At 55.6% G+C, this 24,085-nt stretch carries 19 protein-coding genes, 1 tRNA gene and 1 pseudogene; 6 read left to right on the forward strand and 15 right to left on the reverse strand.

What is annotated here, in order from left to right; translation table 11 throughout:
- Positions 1-186 precede the first annotated feature (186 nt).
- The gene (locus OKC43_RS20530; RefSeq protein ID WP_005343036.1) at positions 187-459 is read left to right on the forward strand and encodes a late competence development ComFB family protein; all 273 of its coding nucleotides are present in this window, start codon (positions 187-189) and stop codon (positions 457-459) included.
- On the opposite strand, the gene OKC43_RS20535 is transcribed toward OKC43_RS20530, so the two are convergent.
- On the reverse strand, positions 454-663 hold the full coding sequence (locus OKC43_RS20535) for a hypothetical protein (RefSeq protein WP_005357820.1): 210 nt from the start codon (positions 661-663) through the stop codon (positions 454-456). The two genes, OKC43_RS20530 and OKC43_RS20535, sit on opposite strands and share 6 nt — an antisense overlap.
- A 301-nt stretch (positions 664-964) precedes the next feature.
- Here OKC43_RS20535 and nhaC point away from each other — a divergent pair, with 301 nt between their 5' ends.
- On the forward strand, positions 965-2,374 hold the full coding sequence (gene nhaC, locus OKC43_RS20540) for a Na+/H+ antiporter NhaC (RefSeq protein ID WP_236272813.1): 1,410 nt from the start codon (positions 965-967) through the stop codon (positions 2,372-2,374).
- 138 nt (positions 2,375-2,512) lie between these two features.
- Here nhaC and erpA read toward each other — a convergent pair whose 3' ends face one another.
- The 3 genes from erpA to clcA all read right to left on the reverse strand — a co-directional run bounded on the left by erpA (position 2,513) and on the right by clcA (position 5,126).
- The gene (gene erpA, locus OKC43_RS20545; RefSeq protein WP_005340225.1) at positions 2,513-2,863 is read right to left on the reverse strand and encodes an iron-sulfur cluster insertion protein ErpA; all 351 of its coding nucleotides are present in this window, start codon (positions 2,861-2,863) and stop codon (positions 2,513-2,515) included.
- An 87-nt stretch (positions 2,864-2,950) separates the two neighbouring features.
- On the reverse strand, positions 2,951-3,646 hold the full coding sequence (locus OKC43_RS20550; RefSeq protein WP_005343032.1) for a DUF6776 family protein: 696 nt from the start codon (positions 3,644-3,646) through the stop codon (positions 2,951-2,953).
- A 91-nt stretch (positions 3,647-3,737) separates the two neighbouring features.
- Positions 3,738-5,126, reverse strand: coding sequence for a H(+)/Cl(-) exchange transporter ClcA (clcA, locus tag OKC43_RS20555; protein WP_101531562.1), 1,389 nt, complete (start codon positions 5,124-5,126; stop codon positions 3,738-3,740).
- A gap of 244 nt (positions 5,127-5,370) precedes the next feature.
- Between clcA and hemL the strand changes: the two genes are divergently transcribed.
- Positions 5,371-6,657 carry a glutamate-1-semialdehyde 2,1-aminomutase gene (gene hemL, locus OKC43_RS20560; protein ID WP_236272814.1) on the forward strand — a complete coding sequence of 429 codons (1,287 nt, stop codon included), beginning with the start codon at positions 5,371-5,373 and terminating at the stop codon, positions 6,655-6,657.
- A gap of 217 nt (positions 6,658-6,874) precedes the next feature.
- Positions 6,875-7,690 carry a hypothetical protein gene (locus tag OKC43_RS20565; protein WP_236272815.1) on the forward strand — a complete coding sequence of 272 codons (816 nt, stop codon included), beginning with the start codon at positions 6,875-6,877 and terminating at the stop codon, positions 7,688-7,690.
- Here the strand turns inward: OKC43_RS20565 and OKC43_RS20570 are convergent.
- Together OKC43_RS20570 and OKC43_RS20575 are read right to left on the reverse strand one after the other, a co-directional pair.
- Positions 7,605-8,507 carry a sulfite exporter TauE/SafE family protein gene (locus tag OKC43_RS20570; RefSeq protein ID WP_204478078.1) on the reverse strand — a complete coding sequence of 301 codons (903 nt, stop codon included), beginning with the start codon at positions 8,505-8,507 and terminating at the stop codon, positions 7,605-7,607. The genes OKC43_RS20565 and OKC43_RS20570 overlap by 86 nt on opposite strands.
- Positions 8,508-8,803: 296 nt before the next feature.
- Positions 8,804-9,553: a DsbA family protein gene (locus OKC43_RS20575; RefSeq protein ID WP_236272816.1), complete on the reverse strand. Its 750-nt coding sequence runs from the start codon at positions 9,551-9,553 to the stop codon at positions 8,804-8,806.
- 197 nt (positions 9,554-9,750) lie between these two features.
- On the opposite strand from OKC43_RS20575, the gene OKC43_RS20580 reads away from it, so the two are divergent.
- Positions 9,751-9,838 (forward strand) — tRNA-Ser (locus OKC43_RS20580).
- A gap of 453 nt (positions 9,839-10,291) precedes the next feature.
- A pseudogene (locus OKC43_RS20585) lies at positions 10,292-10,444 on the forward strand (IS1595 family transposase); the annotation flags it as partial.
- Between the two features lie 63 nt (positions 10,445-10,507).
- Here the strand turns inward: OKC43_RS20585 and OKC43_RS20590 are convergent.
- From OKC43_RS20590 to OKC43_RS20630, 9 genes are all read right to left on the reverse strand, one after another.
- On the reverse strand, positions 10,508-10,804 hold the full coding sequence (locus tag OKC43_RS20590; RefSeq protein WP_139442931.1) for a TM2 domain-containing protein: 297 nt from the start codon (positions 10,802-10,804) through the stop codon (positions 10,508-10,510).
- 203 nt (positions 10,805-11,007) lie between these two features.
- Entirely contained in the window at positions 11,008-11,679 is a 672-nt protein-coding gene (locus tag OKC43_RS20595; protein ID WP_232091567.1) for a hypothetical protein, read from the reverse strand.
- 143 nt (positions 11,680-11,822) lie between these two features.
- A complete protein-coding gene (locus tag OKC43_RS20600; RefSeq protein ID WP_197971236.1) occupies positions 11,823-13,367 on the reverse strand; it encodes a formylglycine-generating enzyme family protein in 1,545 nt (514 codons plus the stop codon).
- A complete protein-coding gene (locus tag OKC43_RS20605; protein WP_232091568.1) occupies positions 13,357-14,571 on the reverse strand; it encodes an ABC transporter permease in 1,215 nt (404 codons plus the stop codon). The genes OKC43_RS20600 and OKC43_RS20605 overlap by 11 nt, the downstream gene beginning before the upstream one ends.
- Positions 14,558-15,268, reverse strand: coding sequence for an ABC transporter ATP-binding protein (locus tag OKC43_RS20610; RefSeq protein ID WP_182935915.1), 711 nt, complete (start codon positions 15,266-15,268; stop codon positions 14,558-14,560). Before OKC43_RS20610 ends, OKC43_RS20605 begins: the two co-directional genes overlap by 14 nt.
- Entirely contained in the window at positions 15,268-17,199 is a 1,932-nt protein-coding gene (locus OKC43_RS20615; RefSeq protein ID WP_042862993.1) for a vWA domain-containing protein, read from the reverse strand. Before OKC43_RS20615 ends, OKC43_RS20610 begins: the two co-directional genes overlap by 1 nt.
- A gap of 38 nt (positions 17,200-17,237) precedes the next feature.
- Positions 17,238-18,302 (reverse strand): hypothetical protein, encoded by a 1,065-nt coding sequence (locus tag OKC43_RS20620; RefSeq protein WP_270659339.1) that lies wholly within the window; start codon positions 18,300-18,302, stop codon positions 17,238-17,240.
- A gap of 5 nt (positions 18,303-18,307) precedes the next feature.
- The gene (locus OKC43_RS20625; protein WP_182935917.1) at positions 18,308-21,010 is read right to left on the reverse strand and encodes a putative virulence factor; all 2,703 of its coding nucleotides are present in this window, start codon (positions 21,008-21,010) and stop codon (positions 18,308-18,310) included.
- Positions 21,007-24,075, reverse strand: coding sequence for a virulence factor SrfB (locus OKC43_RS20630; RefSeq protein WP_182935918.1), 3,069 nt, complete (start codon positions 24,073-24,075; stop codon positions 21,007-21,009). The genes OKC43_RS20625 and OKC43_RS20630 overlap by 4 nt, the downstream gene beginning before the upstream one ends.
- Positions 24,076-24,085 lie beyond the last annotated feature (10 nt).

The raw sequence follows: 24,085 nt of genomic DNA on the forward strand, positions 1-24,085 counted from the left end.
GCGGAATTGGTAGACGCGCTAGCTTCAGGTGTTAGTGTCCCACGGATGTGAGGGTTCGAGTCCCTCTCTTCGCACCATTCATTATGCAAAAGGCCCATCACGAAAGTGATGGGCCTTTTGTTTTTACTCCTTGTTATGGCTATGCTTTTGACGACTCCCCGCTCATCGTCATGCCAAGGAACGCATATGATACTGGATACCGACATTCACAACTTTTACGAACATCTGGTGCTCAAGGAGATTGAGAAACAGGGGCTGCAGCAAAAGCTCAACAGCGATCAGATGGCCGACCTCTGCTGCCTTACCCTCAACCAGCTTCCGGCCCACTATATTCGCCACAATGTCGACATGATCTACTTCCTGACCGACGCCAAGCGTACCGAAATGGAGAAGCTGGTGGTCGAATCGCTCAAGGTGGCGCAGCAGAAGATCAAGCAGGCTCCCGTCAAAAGCTCATAACCAGGGCTGCTGCCAGAGCAGGGTGACGATACCGGTCAACCCGGCCACTGGCAGCAAGATCAAGGCGGGCCGCAATCCGGGCTCCAGCATCACCCAGGCAGCCAGCAGAAAACCGGCACTCCAGGTGCCGTACTCTTTATCCTGACCCCATGCGAGTACGGCCACCGCCACCAGCAACATCATCCCCCGCAATATCCAGCGCATTGTTTTCTCCCCAACCAACAATTGATAATAATTATCATCTTCATCTACTGGGGATGCAAGTGGCGTCACGGGTAAGTTTCGTATGTGACCCTTTGTGTCAACAGGCCGCTCAAAAACAGGTTATGAGATCAACTAATTTGTGATTTTTTCAATCAAATGTGCATTTTTGCCAATTTGATGGGGCTTTAACCCGCCGGGTTTGTGGTAGATTGCGGCCTCTTTTTGGGTTGCCTCCTCGGGATCGATGTATCCACAGGACGAGAGGGAGTGACCTTGGCGAGCAAGAGTTTAGGAAGTATCTATGCAAAACCAACAAAACCACATCCGACTACCGGGCATGGCACAGGTATTTGCCTGTCTGGCCATTTTCCTGGCCCTGGCATTCTCGTTCACCAGCGTGCTCGGTCTGCCGATCCAGCTGGCGCTGTTCATCGCCTGGTTCGTCATCATGGGGCTTGGCATCAAACTCGGCCACGATTACAAATCCCTGGAGCAGGCTGCCGTTGACGGCGTTGCCAAGGGAATGGGGGCCATCCTGATCCTGGTCTCCGTCGGTGCCCTGGTCGGCACCTGGATTGCCGGCGGCATTGTTCCCAGCATCATCTATTTCGGCCTCAAGGTGATCCACCCGTCCATCTTCCTGCTGGCAACCCTGATCATCTGCTCCCTGACCTCGCTGGCCACCGGCACTTCCTGGGGCTCTGCTGCCACGGCCGGCATCGCCATGATGGGGATCGGCCACAGCCTCGGCGTGCCTGCGCCGCTGGTAGCCGGTGCCGTGCTCTCCGGCGTCTACTTCGGTGACAAGCTCTCTCCGCTCTCCGACTCAGTAGTGCTGGCTTCGACCATGTCCAACGTCGACGTGGTGGAACATATCAAGGGGATGCTGCCCATCAGCCTGCTCTCCTATGTCATCACTGCCGTGCTATTCACCGTAGTGGGCATGCAGTATTCGGGCAACGTCAGCCTGGAGCAGGTCAATCTGGTGATGGAGGCGCTCGACAACCAGTTCAACATTACCCCACTGGCCATAGTACCGGTGGTGCTGGTACTGGGCCTGTTGGCCAATCGCAAGCCCGCCTTCCCGGTGATCAGCTTCGGCGCCCTGCTGGGCCTGATCTGGGCCATCGCCTTCCAGGGCATGGAGCCGGTCAAGGCAATGCACTCGGCTTATAGTCCGTTTGCCATTACCTCCGGCATCGACTTTATCGACAACATTCTCGGTCGCGGTGGCATGGAGTCCATGCTGGGCTCGGTCGCAGTCATCATCTTCGGTCTCGGGTTTGGCGGCCTGCTGGAGAAGGTCGGTATTCTGGAAGTGATCGCCAGCGCCTTCGAGAAGCGCATCAACAGCGTCGGCAGCCTGACCAGCCACACCATCGGCACTGCGTTTCTGGCCAACGTGTTCGGCTCAGCAATGTATGTGTCGCTGATCCTGACCCCCAAGATCATGGCCAAGAACTACGACCGACTGGGACTGGCGCGCAAGAACCTTTCTCGCAACGCCGAGTTTGGCGGCACCCTCACCTGCGGCATGGTGCCCTGGAGCGACAACGGCATCTTCATGGCCGGGGTTCTGGGGGTGGCAACCCTCGACTACCTGCCCTACATGTGGCTGAGCTTCACCTGCATCATTGTGACCATCACCCTCGCCTACATGGGCAAGGCAGTGAACCGGATCCCGCTGGTCGCGGCGGCAAGCTCCCGCTAAGCCATCCAGCAAACAACAAAGGCGCCATCGAGGCGCCTTTGTTGTTTCAGAGAAATGCTGTTTGATGGAGCTAACTGATCACCACAAACAAAAACAGCCCTCGTTGCCGAGAGCCGTTTCATCAGACCGATACGCCGATCAGATGGAGAAGCTGGAGCCACAGCCACAGGTCGTGGTGGCATTGGGGTTGGTCACGGTGAAGCGTGAACCTTCCAGACCCTCGGTGTAATCCACACTGCCGCCTACTAGATATTGCAGGCTCATGGGATCGATCACCATGGTGACGCCATTCTTCTCGACTACGGTGTCCCCGTCGTTGATCTTCTCATCAAAGGTAAAGCCATACTGGAAACCGGAGCAGCCCCCACCCGTGATGTATACCCGCAGCTTCAGCTCGGGATTCTCTTCCTCGGTGATCAGGTTCTTCACCTTGTTGGCCGCCGCATCCGTCATCTGGATGGGCAGCGGGGCTTCTGCTACTGCACTCATTACTGACCTCACAACCATTAGATCCACAAACATGGAAACCGCGAAATTATCCAATACCCGACCATTCAGTTCAAGTATTCACCACGTTTAACCGGCAGCGGGAACCGGAGCAGGCGGTGCGGCGACCAGCGGCTTGATCACCTCGCCCCACTCAACCAGCAGCTCTTGCGCCGGTTGCCTGCCATCCTTGTTGATGGTGACACGGATCCGATCCGGCACAAAGCCTTCCGGCAACTGCCAATTCCCTTCCAGCAGCTGGAAATAACGCAGGGCATAACGCCACTCGCTCACTTTCATCCCGAGATCGCGGCCGGTTAGCGTCTTCGGCTTGTCAGCCAGACTCCCCTCGACCCGGATCTGCACCTGACCACGAAATAGCTCCCGCTTCTTGGCGGGCTGGGTCAGGGCGAGACGATAGTGGTAGCGACCGGGAATGCTGGTCTCCTGCAGGGTCAGGTTGTCGATCACTACCCCCACCTGTTCGCCGGTGGGGCGCATTATCCGCTCGAAAAAGGCCAGCTGGCGTTTGAGCTCCTGCACCTGCGCCTCCTGACTCTTCAGGGTGGTCTGCAACTGCTCGAAGGCCGCTTTCTGGGTCGCCAGCTGGGTATCTTTCACCCCCAATTCGGTCTTGAGCTGGCCGATGGCCTTGCCCTGACGATCCAGCGTCTCCTGCTGTACCACCAACAGACTGCTCTGGGCCAGCTCCTGACGGTTACCGACAAAGTAACCAATGAGCCCGCCAACGGCTAACACGACCAATAACTTCAATAGATTGGACATAGCCCCTCATCCCGTTATCACGCCATTTAAGGCAGCGCCTCTCCCTTCACTATACCGCCCGGACCGGGGTCACAGGCGATAAAGGGAAAAATTAACTGGCCGTGGCGCTGCCATCACCCCGCTTTTGACGCGCGGCGAGCCGTAAAGTTCGCTCCAGGATCTGGGAATAGATCGGTCGGCCACCCAGCCACTGGGCAACCAGAGTCGCACCGACTGTGGTGATCATCATCGGCAAGATCAGCTGATAGTTGTCGGTCATCTCGGTGACCAGCACGATACCCGTGATGGGGGCGCGCACGGTGGCAGCAAAGAGAGCCCCCATTCCGGCGATGGCAAAGGCGCCGGGCTCGATGCCAAGCTCCGGAAACGCCGCATGAAACAGATGGCCGAACACCACGCCAAACAGGGTGCCCAATGCCAGGGTCGGCGCAAACACCCCGCCCGGGGCACCGGAGCAGAAGCAGATGAGGGTTGCGACCAGCCGCACCGAAAAGATGAGGAACAGGGTCGCCATCGCAAACTCATCCCCCATCAGATGTGGAATAAGCTCGGTGCCGCCCCCCGTCACCGAGGGGGCAAACAGCGACAGCACCCCAAACGTTCCGGCGACCAGCATGCCGATGGCCACAAAACGGTGGCGCTTGTTCTGGTGCAACGCCAGATAGCCATCCTGACAGGCCAGCACCAGCTTGTTGAAAACAAAACCGAGCACCCCGAAGGTGGCCCCCATAAAGAGGAACAGCCAGAGCGCCTTGAGGGCTGGCGCATCGTAGTGGGGCAGAGTGATCACCGCCCCCTGCCCTTTCATGTTCTGCAACATCAAGGTCGCCATGATGGCGGAGATCCCCACCGCCTTGATGGCCAGAAAGGAGTAGCGGAATTGCGGTCGCATCTCCTCCATCACGAACAGGATGCCTGCCAACGGCGCATTGAAGGCTGCCGCCAGACCGCCCGCCGCTCCGGCGGCCAACAGGGCATGGCCATGCTCCTTGGGCAGCCGGAAGATATCCGCCACCATCTTGCCGAGGTTGCCGCCGATCTGTACCGAAGGTCCCTCCCGCCCCAGCACCATGCCGGAGCTCAGGGTACAGATGCCGCCGAAGAACTTGACCGGCAACACTCGCCACCACCGCACCGGGCGCAGATCGTCCATCGCCCCCTCGATCTCGGGAATGCCGGAGCCGCCCGCTTCCGGGGCAAAGGTATGAGTGAGGAAGTAACCGACAAATCCCAGCAAGGCGCTGAAGCCAAAGCCAAGCAGACCGAGCTGCCACCAGGGACGGTCGGCCAGCAAGGCGATACGTTGTTCTGCCAGCCAGTGGACTCCCGATTCGAACAGGCCGCACACCAGTCCGGCCAGGGTACCGACCAGCGCCGCCAGCAACAGAACCAGCAAGGGCATCTTGTCTTGCCGGATAATGCGGGAAAGCGGCCCCCGCGAAGAGGTATCGGCTTCAGAGGAGAGAGCTTGTTGCGCCATCTTGTTACACCAACTTGGAAAAACCATATCGTCAGCTAGCTGAGATCAGGATCACCCGGCGCGTTGCTCGGCTGCCCAGGGCTGGGGCTTTCTGCTATAGTCGGCCCGTTAAATTTTTGTCACGGGAGCAGACCGAGAGTCCGGGTGGCGAGAGCGCAAAGCATACTCCTGATGCTCCGGCCTGCCGAGTCTCAATCGGCTGCAATCCCTTGTGTGACGACCAAAATCCCATTAAGGATGATCCATGTCAAAATCAGATCAGCTGTTTGAACAGGCCCGCCAGACCATTCCGGGTGGCGTCAACTCACCGGTCCGCGCCTTCAATGGGGTCGGCGGCACGCCCCGCTTCATCGATCACGCCGATGGCGCCTATCTCTATGATGTGGATGGTCAGGCCTACGTGGATTACATCGGCTCCTGGGGCCCCATGCTGCTGGGTCACAACCACCCGGCCATCAAGGCCGCCGTCATCAAGGCCGTTGAGAAAGGGCTGAGCTACGGTGCGCCGACCGAGATCGAAGTGCTGATGGCCGAGAAAGTGCGCCAGATCGTCCCCTCTATGGAGCAGGTGCGAATGGTGAACTCCGGCACCGAAGCCACCATGAGTGCCATCCGTCTGGCCCGTGGCTACACCGGCCGCGACAAGATCGTCAAATTCGAGGGTTGCTACCACGGCCACGCCGACTCCCTGCTGGTCAAGGCAGGTTCCGGCGCCCTGACCCTGGGTCAGCCCAACAGCCCGGGCGTCCCAGCCGATTTCGCCAAACACACCCTGACCTGTGTGTTCAACGATCTGGAGTCGGTGCGTGAAGCCTTCACCCAGTACGGCAGCGAGATCGCCTGTATCATCGTCGAGCCGGTCGCAGGCAACATGAACTGCATCCCGCCGGTACCCGGCTTCCTGGAAGGGCTGCGCGCCATCTGTGACGAGTTCGGTGCCCTGCTGATCCTGGACGAGGTGATGACCGGCTTCCGCGTCTCCCTGCGCGGTGCCCAGGGCCACTACAACATCGACCCGGATCTCACCACCCTCGGCAAGATCATCGGTGCCGGCATGCCTGTCGGCGCCTTCGGCGGCAAAAAGAAGGTGATGCAATACATAGCCCCGACCGGCCCTGTCTATCAGGCAGGCACCCTCTCCGGTAACCCGGTGGCCATGGCGGCCGGTCTGACCATGCTGGATCTGCTGCTGGAACCAGGCCTCTATGAGCAGCTGAGCGACAAAACTGCGCGGGTTGCAGAAGGGCTGAAAGCGGCCGCGGCCAAACACGGTATCCCGCTCGCCATCAACTATGTGGGTGGCATGTTCGGTTTCTTCTTCACAGAGGAGCCCGAAATCACCCGCTACGAGCAGGTTACTCGCTGCGATATGAAACGCTTCAAGCGCTTCTATCACCTGATGCTCGAAGAGGGCGTCTATCTGGCGCCGAGCGCCTACGAGGCAGGCTTCCTGTCGCTGGCTCACGGCGACAAGGAGATTGAACACACTCTGGCCGCCGCCGAACGCAGCTTCGCCAAGCTGGCTGGCTAAATCGCCGCTGGTTGTCGCAAAGGGCCCGTCATGGGCCCTTTTCTATTACAGAGACTCCATCACCACACAGGGCGGCAATACGCCCATTTCTGGTGCATTACCCCCTCGTCATCCACCGATTTGTCATTCTCTGGTGCAACTTACCCCGCCATCCCTGTCATAAAGCAGGCCCACTATTTGCACATTCACCACAAGAGCCCACGTCACCGAGGTCCATATGGCAGAGATGAGCCCCATCGATGTGCTGCGGCGCTATCAGGAGTATCAGGAGGAGCTGACCCCGCTACTGCAGGGGCTGCTCAGCGCTCCCCTTGCCTCGCTCAAGGGGTATCCCTTTGTGGTCAGCATTGACCACTATCAGGGGCCGATGTGCATCCAGCCTGCGGCACCGGCGGCCCATAACCGGCTGCACCTTATTGTGCAGGGGCAAGGACGGGAGATCACCGTCTGTCTGAATCAGCTGATTGGCTGGTTGATGGGAGACAGGGAGCGCCGCCGCGCCATGCCCTGGTTCAAGGCGGTCTATGTGGTGCTCAGCATGGCGCTGTTTCTGATCGTCGCCACCCTGATCTGGCACGGGCTGGAGCAGCTCTACCAGCTATTGTGCGGCGAGCGGCAGAACCAGCTCGGCGCCTTTAGCGCCATCATCTTCCTGACGCTGGCACTGGCGGTGTTCGATCTGGGCAAGACCATTCTGGAAGAGGAGGTACTGTTGCATAAGGATATCTTCCGCCACAGCGCCATTCGCCGCACCATCACCCGCTTTATCGCCGCCATTCTGATCGCGGTCTCCATCGAGGGGTTGTTGCTGCTGTTCAAAGGCTCGCTCGGCCAGAGCGAGCTGCTCTGGCCAGCGGTCGGAGTGATGGGGTGTGCGGTGGGTTTGCTGCTGGCGCTTGGCCTCTATGTTTTTCTGGGGGCCAAGGCCGAAGCGGCACTGGTACAGGCTAGCCTGCGCTCTCCACCGCCAGTTGCACAGGGGAGCGACGCGCCGCCCGCCAGGAGGCGTACATGGTCCAGGAGGTATAGATGACGATAAAGGCAACCAGCCACTTCAGCATCTCCATATCCATGGATTTGACCAGCATGGCAGCCAGCACCACACCGATGGGACCGAAGATGGCCACCGCCAGCACGGCTTTGGCATCGAATGCCCCTTTGCGGATAAAGGTGCCTGCGGAGAAAACGCTGAGCACGGCGGTGGAGCCCATCATGATGGGAAACGCCGCCAGCGGATTCATCCCCAGCAGATAAACCAACGTCATGCAGGGGGCAAACAGGCCGATACCGACATTCATCAGCACCCCGAAGATGAAATTGCCAAGCAGGGCGATCGCCAACTTGTAGCCGCTGAGCCCCATCGCATCGCCGCCTACAGGGAAAAGACCCAGCAGACCGGCAAAGATAAGCCCTGCGACGACCAATAAGGAGATGGCCATCACCAACCGGATAGTCTGCCGATCAAACGAGGCCACATGACGAGCGCCCCAAGCTGCGCCCGCTGCGGCGGCCATCATCATGCTGATCAGCGTCAGCGGCTCCACTGCTACTGCGCCGACGAAGATCAGCGACTGAGTCACGGTTGGCAGCACGCACTGCCCATTTAGGGTACCCGGCAGCACCCGATCATCGATCAGCTTGAACTGCTTGTAGCAGGCGGTCTTTACCGCAAAGCTGCCCACCCCCAGGGTATCGAGGAAGTTGGCAATCCCACCGATCAATGCCACCGGCCAGAAGGGGGTCGCCTCAAAGGATCCACTCTGCTTCTTCCGCCAGCAAGCTTGCACCAGCATAAAGATGAATACGAGGCCTCCGGCTATAAAAACCAGCCGTAAAATATCAACTAACATAGGGGTTTCTCCTGCAACGGGCGGCGATTCTAAGGCAAGCAGCAGGAAAAATCTTGACCGGAATTAAGCAATGCTCACGACACGCCTCTGCAAGGTGAAATATTTATCAATAGACTCCGAACGACTCTGCTAATACTTGTTACTGAGGCCAACAGGCCGGGTCCTGAGCACGTTGTTATGGTCCTTTCGCGACGACCACTTGTGCCAAAGGACATAATAAAAAAGAGGGCCGGTAGTGATACCGACCCTCTTTCTGTATCTGGCCGGGGCGCAGGGCCCTCGACCATGACAACCGCTTATTGAATGCTCTTGCCGGCACGCACGTCCTTGATAAACCCCTTCAGGCTGGCCAGATCACGGGGAGCACCGCGCAGGATCTGATCACCGATGATGAAGGCCGGGGTACCGGAGATACCGAGCGCTTCAGCCAGGGCACGGTTGGTACCGAGGTTCTGATCAATGCTGCCATCCTTGATCTTGGCCTCCACCTTGCTCCAGTCCACACCAGCCGCCACAGCCAACTGCTTGACCTGTGCTTCATCAGCGAGCGGGCCCTGATGGCTATAGAGCTTCTCGTGGAACGCCTGGTATTTGTCAGGCTGACCCAGCTGGACCGCCAGCGCAGCACGGGCTGCGAAGTAGGAGGACTCGCTCAGAATGGGGAACTGCTTGTAGATGTACCGGATGTCTTTGTCTTCCGCCATCAGCTGCTTGACCAGCGGATGGGCCCGTTTGCAGTAACCGCAGTTGTAATCGAAAAACTCCACAATGGTCAGCGACGCCTTCGGATTCCCCACCTCGGGATCCTGATTGGCATAAAGCTGCTTGGAGTGAGCCTTGATCAGCGCCTTGTCACTCTCGGCCTGCTGGCTCTCCTGCTTGGCACGCAGGGCATTGGACATCTCGACCAGGATCTCGGGATTCTTGACCAGATAGTCGCGAACGATTTGCTCGACATCGCTTTTGGTCAGCTCGCTTGCATGTACCGGCGTCGCCAGCAGGGTCACGCCAGCCAGCGCGCAAAACAGGGCATTTTTAATAGTCATAACGTTATCTTGCAGAGGATATGATAGAGGCCACTATAGTGGTTGAGTCTGTTTTCAAGTCAAGTTATCTGGCTAAAAAAGCGCTTGATACGCTCTGATTGCCACTTTTTCATGTCATTTCGCGCAATTAACCAGCAATCGAACCAAGCGGGGATTTACAAGCCGGATCAGCATGGTAATATTCGCCGCACTGCTGCGGAGGGGTGGCAGAGCGGCTGAATGCACCGGTCTTGAAAACCGGCGATGGGCGACCATCCGTGGGTTCAAATCCCACCTCCTCCGCCATCTATATGGCCCAACTGATTGATTCGGTTGGGCTTTTTTGTATCTGTGATTTTTGGTATGCCAGTGAGTATGCCATTAGGTGTTGGCTGTCCTACCCCTTGATAGCACTCCCTTGGACAGGTCATTGCCACGACTTCCTCAAGTTACCCAAAGCAAGAGAGGGCCTTCGGCCCTATCTGTCTTACTATCTACTCTGTATCTCTGCTATCAACACTGCTCGGTAGGTTATTTGCTACATCACGAAACGCTGACAGCGCAGCAAGCTTCTCGATAATTTCATGCTGCAGCCCATCATGTCATTTTGGCTAACTGGGGTGGCTAGATAACACTACATTCCGCTGAACCGTCATCTTGACTCCGGTACGGGGGTTTCCTTCCAAATGAATCATGTTCAAAAGGTGCCTGTCCGTGATGCTCGAAAATTTTTGAGCCATGTGTCGGGCCAGCGAATCACTGGCAGAGTGGATGGAGCTGTTCCATGGCGTGGCTACGCACTACCTGAAGAACTACCTAGGTTGGCGCATGATGCTGGAACGTTACGAAAGGGGCGTAAATATCAAAGCGTGTTTGCATGAGGCACTGGGGCAACACGTAATCGGAACATAGCCAACGGCAAATCTTGAACCTAAAAAGCCCGCCGCGCAAGCGGGCTCAGATACTCCCCCCTGACTACACTTTGGCGTACTTCTCTGCGAACTTCTCATCAGACATACAGATGTATATCACGAACTCAATGAAGGCGATGACTGCCGGAATAAACGTCCAGCAAAAGATTAGATATAGAAACCCTTGCAGGGCCTTGCCAAGGTAAAACTTGTGAATACCAATCCCACCAAGGAAAAAAGCAAGTAGAGCAGCAGTAATCCGGCTCTTGCTTGCACCATATACTGCTCCACAATGGGGACATGATGTTGCTGTTTTGTGAATTTCCTTACCACACCCTCGACAAAAAACCATCTCTGACATATAAGCTCCATTTTTATATGAACATTATTTATAAAAGTTAAATCTCATACGATGATGTATGCTTATAAATATCGAAACACCATCTATCTATCCCACTCATCAGGAGTGCACCTTTCCAATCCATTCAATTTTAACACCGAATTTTTCATGCCCCAACATAATTGATCTATGAACTATTCATGAAGCTTTTTCAATGGCAGTTGTCAGTCCTTACGTAGCATAAGGCTGTTGATATCCCATACCCAACGCTCACTAGGATTGCCGGGCAGTTCGAGAGTAAAACTGTTGCTATGGGAACTGAGCTTGCCTTGATCACTACAAGTGCCAAATACCTCAGACATCATCGTCAGAGAGTCTTTCCTGGTAATGACTAATTGATAGAGAACAGGACACGCCACCCCACCACTAAAAAGCTCAAGAAGTGCGGCTTTACCATCGGGTATTGCAAACTGGTGGGCCACATCAACCCCAGTATAACTGTCGTGATGAGTCAGTAGCTCACCATTGAGCAGCACATCAAAGTTCAATTCATCATTTTTGCGTACAGTAAATCCAGCCGATGCGTTTGCCAGCTTAGGCTGAAAATAGACACTCCCATTGGTGTAAGTCACCATAGAGCCATCAAATGCTACTTGAGTTCCCACAAGTTCCATTAGAGCAGTGTAATCCTCATCGTTGAACCATAGCTCCACAGCATCTTTCCCTGATACTTCGACCCAAAATTTCATGCTGGCATAGCTCAGTTTTCCGCTCAGAGTTGCAGGCACCTTGGTCTCAATCTCAAAAGTACCATCAGCAGCGAAGGTGGCCACCGAACCGGTTACCAAAACACTAAATAAAACTACGCGTAATACTTGGTTAAAAAAGTGGATCATGATTTTCTCCATTGGTTTTGGGTAATCCCCGTTCACCTTTAGGGGCGTGATGACCCCTTCGCATAGGGACTCATAGATATTGGAATTCAGAACATGACCTCACTAATGGTCAAAGAGGCTAAGCATTTTTAAATTCAATTAAGTCATTGCAACTTCTTACAGTTTTCCAACCACATGACAGCATCAATTTTTCCATTTTGTAGATAACGCTGCTGGTTTGCCCAATGAGTTGCAAGAAATGGTCTAAGTCCATTCAGCTTTTTGTTAATTGTCAGCATTTGATTAAAAACTGATACTTGCTCTTTAATTGGGCCTTCACCATATATGGATGCAGACTCAACCAAACCACTGGCGTAATAGCCCGTAAGCTGGCTCAGTCGTTCTTTTTGCTCATCCAGCTTGGTCTTGCGAGCTGCGCAGTTTTGATCTGCTTTATCACTGCAGAGCAGCTCATAGTTGGAGCTAAGAAAATCCAAGAACTTGCCATCATCTTGTAACTTGGTGCAAAGAAAGGCACCGAGGTTAAGGCTGGCGCGAATCGACTGTGCACGCTCTTCCTGCTGCTTTTGGTTGCTAGCCCTGAGCTGGCCTTCCAGGTTTTTCAGTTTCTGCTTGAGCGCCTCATCGTCAACCCCGGAGGCCAGTGTATTCAGCTCGCTGACCGTATCCTTCTTATCACTGGCCTCCCCTGCCGGTTTGTTTGCTCCCAGTTGCCGCCAGCTACTCTCGATGCTCTTGACTCGCTTGGTCGAGGTCATGGTGGGAGAAACTAGCACCAGTCGTAGTCCGGTACTCTTGCTGGTAAAGTGACGATCGTCATCGTAGTAACTCACCTCTTTGCGGGCCGCACTGCGCAAGGCGGCCTGCTCGGTAAGGTAATTTCCACCTCGTACCACATAACCACCTGCCTGACCATGCTGACGATCGAGCTTGTTGAGGTAGAAAGGTTCAAACATCATCTCGTCCACGTTGCCCAACATGTCGTGCAAGCCCAACGGGTTAGGAGCAAGCAGCCCCACCAGTTGCAAACGACCATTGGCTGACTGAGCCCCGGCAAACCATTCATGCTCTTTAAGGTCATTCATTGGATAACGAATATCACGAAACTCAGCGCTGTTGACCTTGAGCCCGCCACGAGCGGCAAATTCCCACTCGATTTCGGTCGGCAAGCGTACAAACCCCGCTTTACCATCTTCTTTGGGGATCTGGTCAGCGGCATGCTGTCGCAACCAAAGATTGTATTTATCGGTTGCCGCGACCCCATCAAACCAGCTTATGCCGCTCGCCGGCAGGCTAAGCTTCTTCGATGGTGTAGGGCAGGTATCTGCGGTAAGTGCCTGATATTGCAGCTGGCTCAGCTCATATTTAGCCATCAGGTAATAGCGGCCCTGCTCCTTAGCTGACTGAGTGAAACTACCGGCAATGAAAGCAGGATGAGTGTGCTCGACAAAGCCCCAGTCGCCGCCGTCTTGACCTACCTGAATGGGTAAGTCTTCCAGCGGGCCGCTGACTGGCACCTGCACTCGCCGAAAGGCCATGGATCCCTCGCATGGCATCGGCAGGATCACATCTTCTGCATCGGGTTTGGGATTGTAATTTTTCTCTGGCCATGGCTCAGCAAATGTACTACCGCTGGACAGGGCACATCCCATGATGATGAGCCGGGATAAGGTCTTCTTAGAGTTCACGCAGACTCTCCGCAGGTTGAATGGCAATGGCTCGTCGCGCGCCAATAATGGCCACCAGAATGGCTACCGTCAGGGCCAGAATTAGGGCCAATAAGCTATGAAATGGGGTGATCCGGCAGATCATCTGCTCGGTACTCTGGCTGCTAGCCAGCGTCCTATTAAACAGTGCACTGCCGCTCAGATAGAGCAAAATGCCGCCCCCATAGGCAAGCAGCGTCAGGATCACCCCCTGAAAGATGATGTAGAGGCCCACCGCCGGGCTGGTGAAACCGAGTAAGCGCAATACTGCAATGTGCTTGCGCTTGCGATCCACGTTCGCGAGGAAAGCGCCGATCAAGGAGGCAATACAGCCGATCAGCGCGGTGCCAGCGATGACGTTGAAGATGAGGCTAAGTACCCTGTTGATACTCTTTATGTTCTCGATATCTGCTAGCCGGCTCACTGTCTCGATGCGCTGCTGCTTGAGCCACAGATCAAGCGCCGCCACCTGGTCAATACTGTCGGCATAAATGCGGGTGCGAGCGAACATCGGCGGTTTGTCCGTTAACGGCAGACCTGTGCTGATCCCCAGCATAGGAATACGATAGCCATCACGAAAAGACTCCAGCGCCAGCAGCAAGGACTGCTGCACGAACAAGGCTGGACGGTTGAAATAAGTGGGCACTAATATCGCGCCCACTGTCAGGGTGCGCTCTCCCCATTCGCGTCGAGTGTCTAGCTGGCGCATGACGCGCAAGCGGATAGTGTCACCCTCACGGACAGCCAAGCGGCGCGCGGCCTCGGAGCTGAGGATCACCTCATCCTCTCCCCCCAGCTGCAATGCACCGAGCAGCGGGTCCCCAAGAGCGGTCGGGATCACCTCCGCATTTTCAATGAAATGGCTCATATCTTTAAGCAAATCGGCTTGGGTATTGAGGGATCGGGTTTGGCCGATGGCAAAACCTACCTCCGATTTTTGCTGCAGGGCAGCGATCCATTCTGCTGAATAGTGGCCACTGCTCACCATGCGGATCTCCAGATTACGTGGATCTCTCGCAAGCTCCTGCTGCAACTGGCTTACCACCCCATAACGCAACCCAAACATCAGGAGTAAAGGGGCGATAACGGCCACCAGCGAGGAGATAATACAAAACGATACCGAGCTATCATGCCAAAGATCCTGCATGGCCAAGCGCAGCAGTAGTCCGCGTTTAGGAGAGCGCAAAATGAGTTTCTCCCCGCGTCAAATTAGCTTTGAGACAGGGCAAGCCAAACGTCTTGACCAGCCCCCAATCATGGGAGGCCACCAGCGCCGCGATGCCCCACTCTTGAACTAACTCGATAAAGAGCGCAAAGAGCAATCTCGCAGTGTGGGGATCAAGCGACGCGGTAGGCTCATCGGCCAGTAACAGCTTAGGTCGATGCGCTACCGCCCGCACAAAAGCAACTCGCTGGCGCTCCCCGATAGAAAGCTGGGCCGGTTTCTTGTGCAGCAATCCCGCCAACTTGAGGGTCTGGATGGCCCGCGTGAGTAACCGCTCATCTTCTGCGATACCCAGCAGTTGGCAGGGCAAGCGGATATTGTCTCTCACAGTCAAAAAGGGCAGCAAACCACCGCTTTGCAACATAAAGCCTATTCTGGCTGCGCGGATAGCGGCTAACGCCGCTTGATCGTTGGCCGCCAGCAAACGTGCAATATTGACCACTGCTGGAGTTGCATCAGTAAATTCCATCTCAAACCGCCCCACGCGGCTGGGAGTCAGTAACAGTCCTATCACCTCAAGCAGGGTGCTCTTGCCGCAGCCACTTTCCCCTGTCACGGCGACCACCTGCCCCAGAGGCAAGTTCAGTGAGGGCAAACAGACCCTGTGGGCCTGTTCCCCGCTGCCCCGCACTATGCTCATAGCTTCGATACACAGCATCAGGGCATCATTTCCAGAGGAACCGGATAGACATGATCACGGGGATCGCTATCCTTGGCCAGCGCCACCCAGCGACTGACATCAGCATTGTAACGCTGGTAATGGCGCAACTTGGTCGCTAGGGTGCGGATAAACTTCTCCTGTGCCAACCCATCCCAACTCTTCCAGGTCTCCTCATCCAGATTGAGTACATCACTGCGATAAGGCAGGTCGGCAAGGTATTCCCCCATCACCCCCAGACTCGTGATGCTGGTATTATCCAACTGCTTGAGCTGATTGGGATCAGCCCCCATGGTCGCAGCCACCGAGCGCAAGCGCTCGAACATCTTGGCCGGTGAGATCATGCCTTCATTAGCCGCATCCAAAATCTGTTTCACCACATCGCTAAGATCACTAAGCTGGCCCTTGGTGAGCAGCACCCTGACCTCGGTGGTCGGGATATTCTGCTTGATCAGATCCCGGTCGCTGATCCAGGCCTCGAACACCAGGGGAGCCTGTGTTCCACTCTTCTTGCCGAGGTAGGAAAGCTGCATGGCATGACCGATTAGCGCAGTATCTTGCAGCAATTTTTGCTCCGGGGTGAGCGAATCATCCTCCGTGGCGTTACTGGCGCTGCCGATGGCAGGTTCGCCAAAGTAGGATGCTTTTACCTGCTCGGTGATGGCGGTAGCCAACGCATCAACCTTGTCACCAAACTCGTTTACATCGCCAGCATTGACCGGATAGTAAAGCGAGGTATTGGTACCACTGTAAGTCGATAGCTCCTGATATTGGCTCGCAGCCTTGGCGTGATCTTTCTTACCCGCCGCCGTTTTCAGGTGCAGGGTATATATCGCCACACCTGGGTTGGCAGCTTCCAAGCGGATTTGCTTGGCATCCAATCCTGTCGTAGAGAGCTTGTTATCCCCCTCTATCGCACCTGCATCGGTGATCAGCACCACATAACGGGCTCCAAAGTGGCTCCAGTCGACCTGGTCTATCGCCTGCATCACACCTGCATACGCATCCTCATTGAACAGCTTGCTCGAAACGGTCGCCTGCTTGAGATCGGCCACTTTTTTCAAAAAATCGGCACCATCTTTGATTTCATTAGGATCGGCATACATGCGGGTGGTGTATTCCAGACCAGGCACCGCCTGGGCGTTGGAGCGAAAGGAGATCATGCCAAATTTCACCTGCTGACCCAGATTTTCCTTGTTGATCCGCTCATAGACCTTGCGCACGGCCTCTCGAGTTCGCTCGATATAAGGCCCCATCGAGATGGTGGAATCCACCACGAACACCACAGCAGCATTGAACTCCTTGAGCTGGCTCACCTTGGCACTGGGTTCAACAGTGGCCGCCTCGGCCTTGCTGACCGAGGCCACATTGAGCAAACGGGTGTAGAAACCATCCTCGGTCATGACCTCCTCACCACTGAGGATGGGTAACAGATAGAACTGTTGCTGCAGATCGACAAAGTACTCGGGTTCTTGCGCCAGCACCCCGCCAGCATTGCCCTGCTTCTTCAACGCAGCGCGCAGCGGTGCAACCTTGGCGACCGGATCCGCCGCCTCCAGAATCTGATTGAGCTGATCTCGCTCCTTGAAAAAAAGCAGGCGATCCCGGTTAGCCGGATTGGTGAAAGCCAGAGTCAGCTGCATCTTCCAATCCACAGTACAAGACTGGGGTAACCAACCGATGCTCTGGCCATAGCTGTCGGGGCCGACCTTTACCCAGCCGGCCCCCTTGGCATTGACCTGCTCATAGACATAGAAGCTACTGAAGGCTGGTTGCAGCACCCCAGACGTCTGACCCGCCTCGGCCACCAACTCGCAACCGGGGGTGGTCAATACTCGTTGATATAGGCTCTTTTTCCCCTCCTGTAACAATGGACGATGCTCCGATGTCGTCTCGGCCGCCGCCGCACCTGCGCCCCCCAACAGCAGCATGAGTGCTGCCGCGCCGCGCAATGACCTAGTTGCTGCAATCACTTGCTTAACTCCTCATAGCGCTGTTTAGCCTCACCATTGTCGGGCTCAACCTGAAGTACTGTGTCATACCAATAGGCTGCAGTGGCGTTATCAGCCTCTTTAAAGCAGTCGTTCGGCTGGTGGAACTTGGGATCATATTCACGGGCATAGGCCAGGGCCACCTTGCTATCTCCCCCCTGCGCACGGTTGGCATAAAGGCGCTGCGCCACACCACATTTCTGGGCTGACTTGGCGCTTTGGATCACCGCCAATAAGGTATCGGTTGGCGGCTGCTGTGCAATACAGGCCTGCACAAACTCCAATTCGCTCTTCGTCGCCAAATTAGCGGCACTGCAACCATCCTCCGTTGCCTCGCCGCTGGCTTCATTAACCACTGGTTCTGCCGCCACCGGTTCGACAGCAGTTGCAGCAATAGGATCGATCACTGGTGCAGCTGCTGAGCGGCTAAACCAGAAGATCAGGGCGCCAATCAGTAGCAACAGCACCACCCCACCTAGGATCAGCGGAGTCTTCGATTTAGGAGCAGCCGTAGTGGCCGTCAGTAAGGGCGTCTCCACCGGCACGGGCGCTGGTTCGATCTCGGGTTCCGCACGTAAGGCTGGCAGTTCAATCTCAACCGGCACCTCAACTGGAGCTAAATCTGGCACTGGAGGAGCATCAACCACGGGTGAGTTAATGACACTGCTGCCACCATATTCACCCACCTCGCCTCGAGCACTGGAGGGGAATACCGCCTCGCGTGCCACTTGCAAGGTGGTATGACGGATTTCACTAGAAGCCAGCTTGACGTTGATCTGAATTGGGCTTGAGTTGACCAACAAGGGATCCACGATCGCAGCACCCACCCGAAAACCGCTGCCGCTTTGTAGCGGATAACCGCCACTGATGCCAAACCAGTGGGGGGCGGGGCTCCACAGCCCCCCCTCTTGCAAATAGTTCTGCTGATTATTGAGAAGAGAAAATTCGAGCCCCTCCACCAGCTCGGAGATGCCCCGCAACCGGATTAGTAGTTGGGCTTCACCCGGTACAGCGGGGTCGGTAGCAATTATTTTGGCTAGCATGGTGCTTACTCTTGTTTTAATTGATGTATGATCTGGCCCAGACGCTGATTCTGATCGTGAGAAATATCCCGTGTGGCGCTATGGCCCGCGTTATCTTGGGTGATCAGCACCAGGGAAGAGAGCCAATCCCCCAAATACGCCATGGCAGGATTGAGCGGAGTGGCAGGCAGGCAAGGTAACTCGTTTTGGCCTATTGCTGAACCACGGGCAAATAGCTTGCCCTTAGTGCCCGCAAAGCTGTGTGGTACCTTCTCTGGTGGCATGGCCAAAAAACCAAACCAAGCCACGAAATCGCGCAATGTAAGCTGAGCCTTCATCACTTGCCGTGCAAGCTGTTGTTCTCGCCGCACCCCCGCCTGCTCCTGACCAGCCAGGGTTCGTTTCAACGTTCCCTCCAGATCCAGACGGTTAGCCGCAGTGACTAACTCTTCAGTAAGTAAGTCTATCAATTCGGTCTCGATACCGAGCTGAGCCAGCAGGGTTTTCCGGGTGGGCAGATCCCGCAAATGAGCGACCCATGCCTTGAATGCCTCACGGGCGAAGCCATCATCCTGGCCTACCCGCTCTTCAGCCTTGGCGGCTGTGTTCACCACGGCGACATCAGCCTGATCGAAAGGATTGCTCGCAAATGGGCTGCTATCAAAAGGACTAGCGCCAAAGGGCGTCTGCCCAAACGGGTTCGCCGGGCTACTGCCATAAGGAGAGATTGCGGTGGCTTCTCCCCCATCATCCTTGGGGACATCCTCACGAATACTGAGGTAGATATTGCTCAGTTCCGCTGAGGGCAGATCAAGCTGGCTAATCAGCTCACCGAGGGAGTTAACACGGGCGCCAAGCCCAGTCCAGAGCTGCTTGCCTATTTCCTGCTTTTTCGCCAGTTGGCCGTCACCATCTTGCTCATACCAACGCCCCAGCAGTTGTTCAGCCAGCTCTTTGCGCTTGGCATCCAGTTGTTGCTGGAGTCGATCAAGCTTGAATTCAAGATGTGCCACCCCCCTCAGCGCATGCCCAAGCAGGGCCATGCCACCATCATTGAGCGACATCATGGCCATCCACGCAGCGTCAGGATCAGCAAAATGTTGCGCCACGCCTTTTCCTGTCGCAAAAGAGGTCGCCATCTGTTGCAAGACATCTGCATATTGAGGTGCAACAGCTACTTCTCGCCCACCGTCTATGTTCAAGAAAGGGACGGCCATACCAGGTTTGCGTACCAAGAAGCAGTTATTAAACGCCTGACCAGGTGCCCACTCTTGGATCCAGTCATACTGGCCAAAACGTTCCAGCAGGGTTTGTTGCATCAAGCCATCCGCCCCCTCCTTGAGCTGTGTCGGTGTAAAACCAAGTCCATCCTGGATCCGTTTATCAAACATGGTCAGCGCCCAAAACAGTCCCGGTTTACGACTCTGCCGCTCACTGGCACTCTTGCCCTGGGTCTTTTCTACCCAGCGCGTCAGCACAGGACCCACACTGGTCACGTCACTCTGCTTGGCGGAGCTGGCACAAACCACCAAGGCATTCATCTCTTGATTGTCGGTATAACGCTCGAACAAATATGCAACCTTGCCACGTAGCAACAACTGAGAAATCGGACTACAGCCTGCACTGGCGGCCTCTTCCAGTTTGCTAATCGCGAGACGCCCACGGTAGCCAGGGAAATCGAGCAGATCCACTTGCTCCACCAAGCTATCCGCAGCCCCCTCGACCATGGGAAAGATCAACTCGGTGGTCAGGGCAGCCAGCTCAGCCTGAGCAATAGAGGCAGGCATATGCCGACCGTCAGGTGCCAAGAAACAGATCTCGACTGTCCTATCCCCGGCGGATCCCAACAAGCCGAGACTGTCCACGTTCATGATGCTGATGCTGCCGCTACCTTGATTCAACAGGCAATCAAGAGGCGCGTAAACGGTCTTGGCGTGACCCAGTCTGCTAAGGCTGGTCGCCAAGTTACGATAGATTTCGGTCAGCTCGATTTGCTCGCCCCACAACAGGGAGAACAACTCTGCCCGCTCGGCTGGCGTCAGCGTGGGAGCCAGTTGTAATACCCTTGGCCAGTAGCCATGTTCAAGTTTTTCCACCGACTTTCTAAAACTGCCGTTCAAATAATCCCACAGGGCCACCACATCATCACGGCTGACACCGTTGTTGGGCACCGGGTTGATGGGACGATGCTCAAACGGCCGCAGCCGAGCCTCGATGCGCGCCTCATCGAGCTGATAGCTCAGCAGTTCATGGTTGAAATCATTGAACCAGGTGTTGGCCAAGATCTTGGCCAAGTCTATTTCACTAAACAGCTGCAAGGGTACCGGGTAATTCGCCGGGGCAGCGGTCTTGGCACGGGTAAACCTCGTGACCAGACCAGTGGCCTCTTTGCCGCCGCCCACAGGGTTAACCTCCTTTATGAAGTCAACCGGACGCTCCCCATAGCATCCCTCCAGCGCGCCGTTCCCCCCGGCAGCCAAGGCCGATATCAGATAGGATTTACCCGCTTGGGAAATGCCGAAAAAACCCACCGTCATGGGGGTACCAGCCACCCGCTTGAGGCTGTTGGCCACATTGCGAGCTCGGTGCAAACTAAGGTTAAGCTTATCCGCCTCATTATCGAGCCGGTGGGAGTCATGGCGCACCACATCGACCCAGCCAAGTGCATCCTGGGCGCTGCGCTCGATTGTCGCCCAACCCTGACTTAAGGTCTCCTGTTGAGGCTTCATTGTTGTTTTACACTCCCGCTATCTAACCAGTGTCTGCTATCTATGAGTCCGGCATCTGGCATGGTGTTGAGTTCCAGCTCCAGATCCCGCTTATTGAATGTTTTATCAGTATTACTACCCACCTCGCTGACTATCAGCTTGTCACTGATAAGCCCCAATGCCCTGGCCCGGTTATCCTTGCCAATAGCCAGCTTGACCTCCAGATAGGGTGAGCTGCCATCCAAAGACTTGGCCTGGGTATATTTGGCTCGCCCCTCATCACTAAAACGCAAGGTATAGAAGGGGGCTGCGGTCCAGCGTTCAGCAGCAAGCTGGCGATAGCCTAGACGCAAGTCACCGCGCATGATCCAGACTGGGGTATCCGTATCTTCACTGCCAACCTTAGGCAACCGGATCTGACCCTCGAACGACTGAATATCACGGTAGGTCACATCGTGATCGCGGATGATATTTTGCAGATCGATGATCCCCATATGGCGAATGGTGGAGTAAGGCTTGAGCGCTGCAGTGCGGAAATGGAAGTTAGGAATACTGTGATTGGCACACAGTAAGGTGATCATGGCACCCACCGAGGCAGTACTCTTTGGATCATCGATTTGGCCATTCTTGTGGAACGGATACCAAGTGCCAGTATGATAGCCATGCAGCGGCAAAATGCGTCCCGGCGGTAATGGCAGACACATCCGAATGAAGGCCTGAATGCCCGGTAGCAAGGAGGGGCGCCCTGTTAGCAGCAGCATGTCGCAATGGTAGTTAGCCATAACCTCACACAATGCGGTCAACACCTTGCTGATGTTGAAACGACCAGACAGCAGTGCCTGATGCACTTGTGCCAAATTGAAGGTGATGGGCACCTCGCGCAGCTTGAAGTCACTGCAGCCGCCCGCTTTTTGCACCTCCCGCTGTACAAACGCTTCTACCGCCGCACTGATGTTATTGGCTGGCACCAAGTCGCCATAACGCAGGCTCTCGCTCACGTTCGCACCCAAGCCCTGCGGATCGTACTGTTCATAGCGACCCAGTAAATCAAGGGCTATCGGGACAAATACCTGTAAGTTGAGTTGCTGGCGCAACACCGCTTCTGCAGCGCTAACGTTGTTGGCACCACAAAGCTGTGACATAAGGGTATCAACCGAACCAACACCACTCTGTTTGAACGAGGTCTCCAGCGCTGGCAGCACCAACAGCTGGATAACATCGAGCAGCACATCGTCCCCCGCTATCTTGAAACTGTCACGAAAGCGTTGCTGTGGCACGATATGGGCATTTACACCGGCTCCCTGTTGCCCGCTGCGATCGAGGGCATAATCGGTGATGACCAGATCCGTGGTACCACCCCCAATATCGATTGAGGCTAGGGTAATACTCTCTCGGTTCTTTCTGTCGGGGCGGCCCAGCGCGGCAAAAAACTCCTCCGGATGACCGGCAAAGTTCTGGTTTATCTCGGTATAGAGATAGACCAGCTGAGCACAGGAGGCCTCGTCCCACTCCACCCGGACGCGGGGCAATGGCACTTGGATATTATCCTGTACATCCCCATCTTCCTGGCGACGATAAGGGTCTTGTTCCCCCTGATGCCAGCGCAGCGCCTTCCACACCAACCCCACGGCTTGGTGCATCCGTTCATCAAGAATACAGCGTTCGGCCATCGGCATGCCGGGCGGCACAGTGAGAATGATATTGCGCAACTGACGCGGAATACCGGCATGCCCCTGGCGAGTTCGCTGTGCCGGGCTGTTGATCTGGGTCAGCGCCTGGGTCAATACCTCTGCCAGCATAAAGGTCATCAGGGCACTGCGCGAGTAGCGGGGCGTAAACACCGGGATGCGATCCATCTCATCCTCTATGGTGTGCAGCGCTTCCCCTTTTTCATTGATAAGGTTCGCAAAAGGGGCCGCCGTTGCCAGCGAATGGGTATCGTGCTGCTGATAAGCCGAGTTGAAGCGCCAGCCCTGACCATAGAATTTTTCATCCCACAGGTAGCGCTTCGGGCTAGATAGACCTGTCGACCCTTCACTGCCGCGACGGCGGCTGGCCAAACGGCCAGCCTCATTGCCGATCCGGGCTATGGTCGGCCATTGAAATGCATCATGGCGACCACTGCGAACCGAGCAGTGATCCTTGCCAAAGAAGGCCTGAGAAAATTCGATGCGGCTCTCGAAGGGCTGGCTATATACCTGTTCAGGGGCGTTTAGATCCCGCAGTTGCAACACATAGTTGTGCATCAGGCCAGAACCGGACTGACCATGATCCTCAATCAAAATGCCGCAGGTACGAGAGTTACCCACATCGAGTACCAGATCCACCGGGATCGGCTTGATGGCATTGGTCTCGCCGTTAGCGATGATCCGAAATTGCGGTATCTCGACCCTTGGCGGCTCTTTGCTTTGCTGATCAGCGACCGGCTTCGCCAACAAGGAGAGCAGATTAAGGTAATGTGCAACTGGGTATTGTTGCTGTATCTCGCTATCCCGTTCCTCTCTATCACGCCCTTGGCTTGCATCATTAAAGACCTCAAGCAGCCACTCTTTTAGCCAAGGCTGGGTCAAATACCAACCAAGGGCATAGGTCGAGGTGGCAAGTTGGAAGGTGGCCCCTGCACTGACATCTTCTTGATTGGGCCCCAGATCGGCTGAGCCGTGCAACTTGGCCATGATCCGGGTATCAAAAGCCAGAGTCAGGCGATGGGTATGGCCATCCAAGTCCGGCTCTTGCAGTTTGACCAACCGAAAACGTGCCCAGTTGATCGGTCCCTCGTTGTAGAAATGGGGAGAATTAAACCGGAACAGCGGCAGCGGAAGCCAGATCCCGTCTAGCAACTCGAGGCTACTCTTAAGTGCGATATCATACTTCGCGCGCGCCTTTTCGATGGCGTCGGGCCCTGGCTGGAAGAAATGGAAATCCTTCTCTTCGTTGTACAGCAGACGAGTGAGCACGCCGCTGGCCAGCTCAACAAACTCACCTGCCTGCTCGCGCCCCAGCGTCAGACCGAAATCCATAAACTGGATTCCAGAATCACCCACCAGGGTGACTTGACGATCAAATGGTTTTATTTCTGGCAACATGATTATATCT

This window comes from Aeromonas sp. Y289-2 (assembly GCF_027705925.1).
GTDB classification, from domain to species: domain Bacteria; phylum Pseudomonadota; class Gammaproteobacteria; order Enterobacterales; family Aeromonadaceae; genus Aeromonas; species Aeromonas veronii.

Coding starts and splice junctions, on each gene's coding strand:
- OKC43_RS20530 (WP_005343036.1), top strand. CDS start 187: ATGATACTGGATACCGACATTCACAACTTTTACGAACATCTGGTGCTC.
- OKC43_RS20535 (WP_005357820.1), bottom strand. CDS start 663: ATGCGCTGGATATTGCGGGGGATGATGTTGCTGGTGGCGGTGGCCGTA.
- nhaC (WP_236272813.1), top strand. CDS start 965: ATGCAAAACCAACAAAACCACATCCGACTACCGGGCATGGCACAGGTA.
- erpA (WP_005340225.1), bottom strand. CDS start 2,863: ATGAGTGCAGTAGCAGAAGCCCCGCTGCCCATCCAGATGACGGATGCG.
- OKC43_RS20550 (WP_005343032.1), bottom strand. CDS start 3,646: ATGTCCAATCTATTGAAGTTATTGGTCGTGTTAGCCGTTGGCGGGCTC.
- clcA (WP_101531562.1), bottom strand. CDS start 5,126: ATGGCGCAACAAGCTCTCTCCTCTGAAGCCGATACCTCTTCGCGGGGG.
- hemL (WP_236272814.1), top strand. CDS start 5,371: ATGTCAAAATCAGATCAGCTGTTTGAACAGGCCCGCCAGACCATTCCG.
- OKC43_RS20565 (WP_236272815.1), top strand. CDS start 6,875: ATGGCAGAGATGAGCCCCATCGATGTGCTGCGGCGCTATCAGGAGTAT.
- OKC43_RS20570 (WP_204478078.1), bottom strand. CDS start 8,507: ATGTTAGTTGATATTTTACGGCTGGTTTTTATAGCCGGAGGCCTCGTA.
- OKC43_RS20575 (WP_236272816.1), bottom strand. CDS start 9,553: ATGACTATTAAAAATGCCCTGTTTTGCGCGCTGGCTGGCGTGACCCTG.
- OKC43_RS20590 (WP_139442931.1), bottom strand. CDS start 10,804: ATGTCAGAGATGGTTTTTTGTCGAGGGTGTGGTAAGGAAATTCACAAA.
- OKC43_RS20595 (WP_232091567.1), bottom strand. CDS start 11,679: ATGATCCACTTTTTTAACCAAGTATTACGCGTAGTTTTATTTAGTGTT.
- OKC43_RS20610 (WP_182935915.1), bottom strand. CDS start 15,268: ATGCTGTGTATCGAAGCTATGAGCATAGTGCGGGGCAGCGGGGAACAG.
- OKC43_RS20615 (WP_042862993.1), bottom strand. CDS start 17,199: ATGCTGCTGTTGGGGGGCGCAGGTGCGGCGGCGGCCGAGACGACATCG.
- OKC43_RS20620 (WP_270659339.1), bottom strand. CDS start 18,302: ATGCTAGCCAAAATAATTGCTACCGACCCCGCTGTACCGGGTGAAGCC.
- OKC43_RS20625 (WP_182935917.1), bottom strand. CDS start 21,010: ATGAAGCCTCAACAGGAGACCTTAAGTCAGGGTTGGGCGACAATCGAG.
- OKC43_RS20630 (WP_182935918.1), bottom strand. CDS start 24,075: ATGTTGCCAGAAATAAAACCATTTGATCGTCAAGTCACCCTGGTGGGT.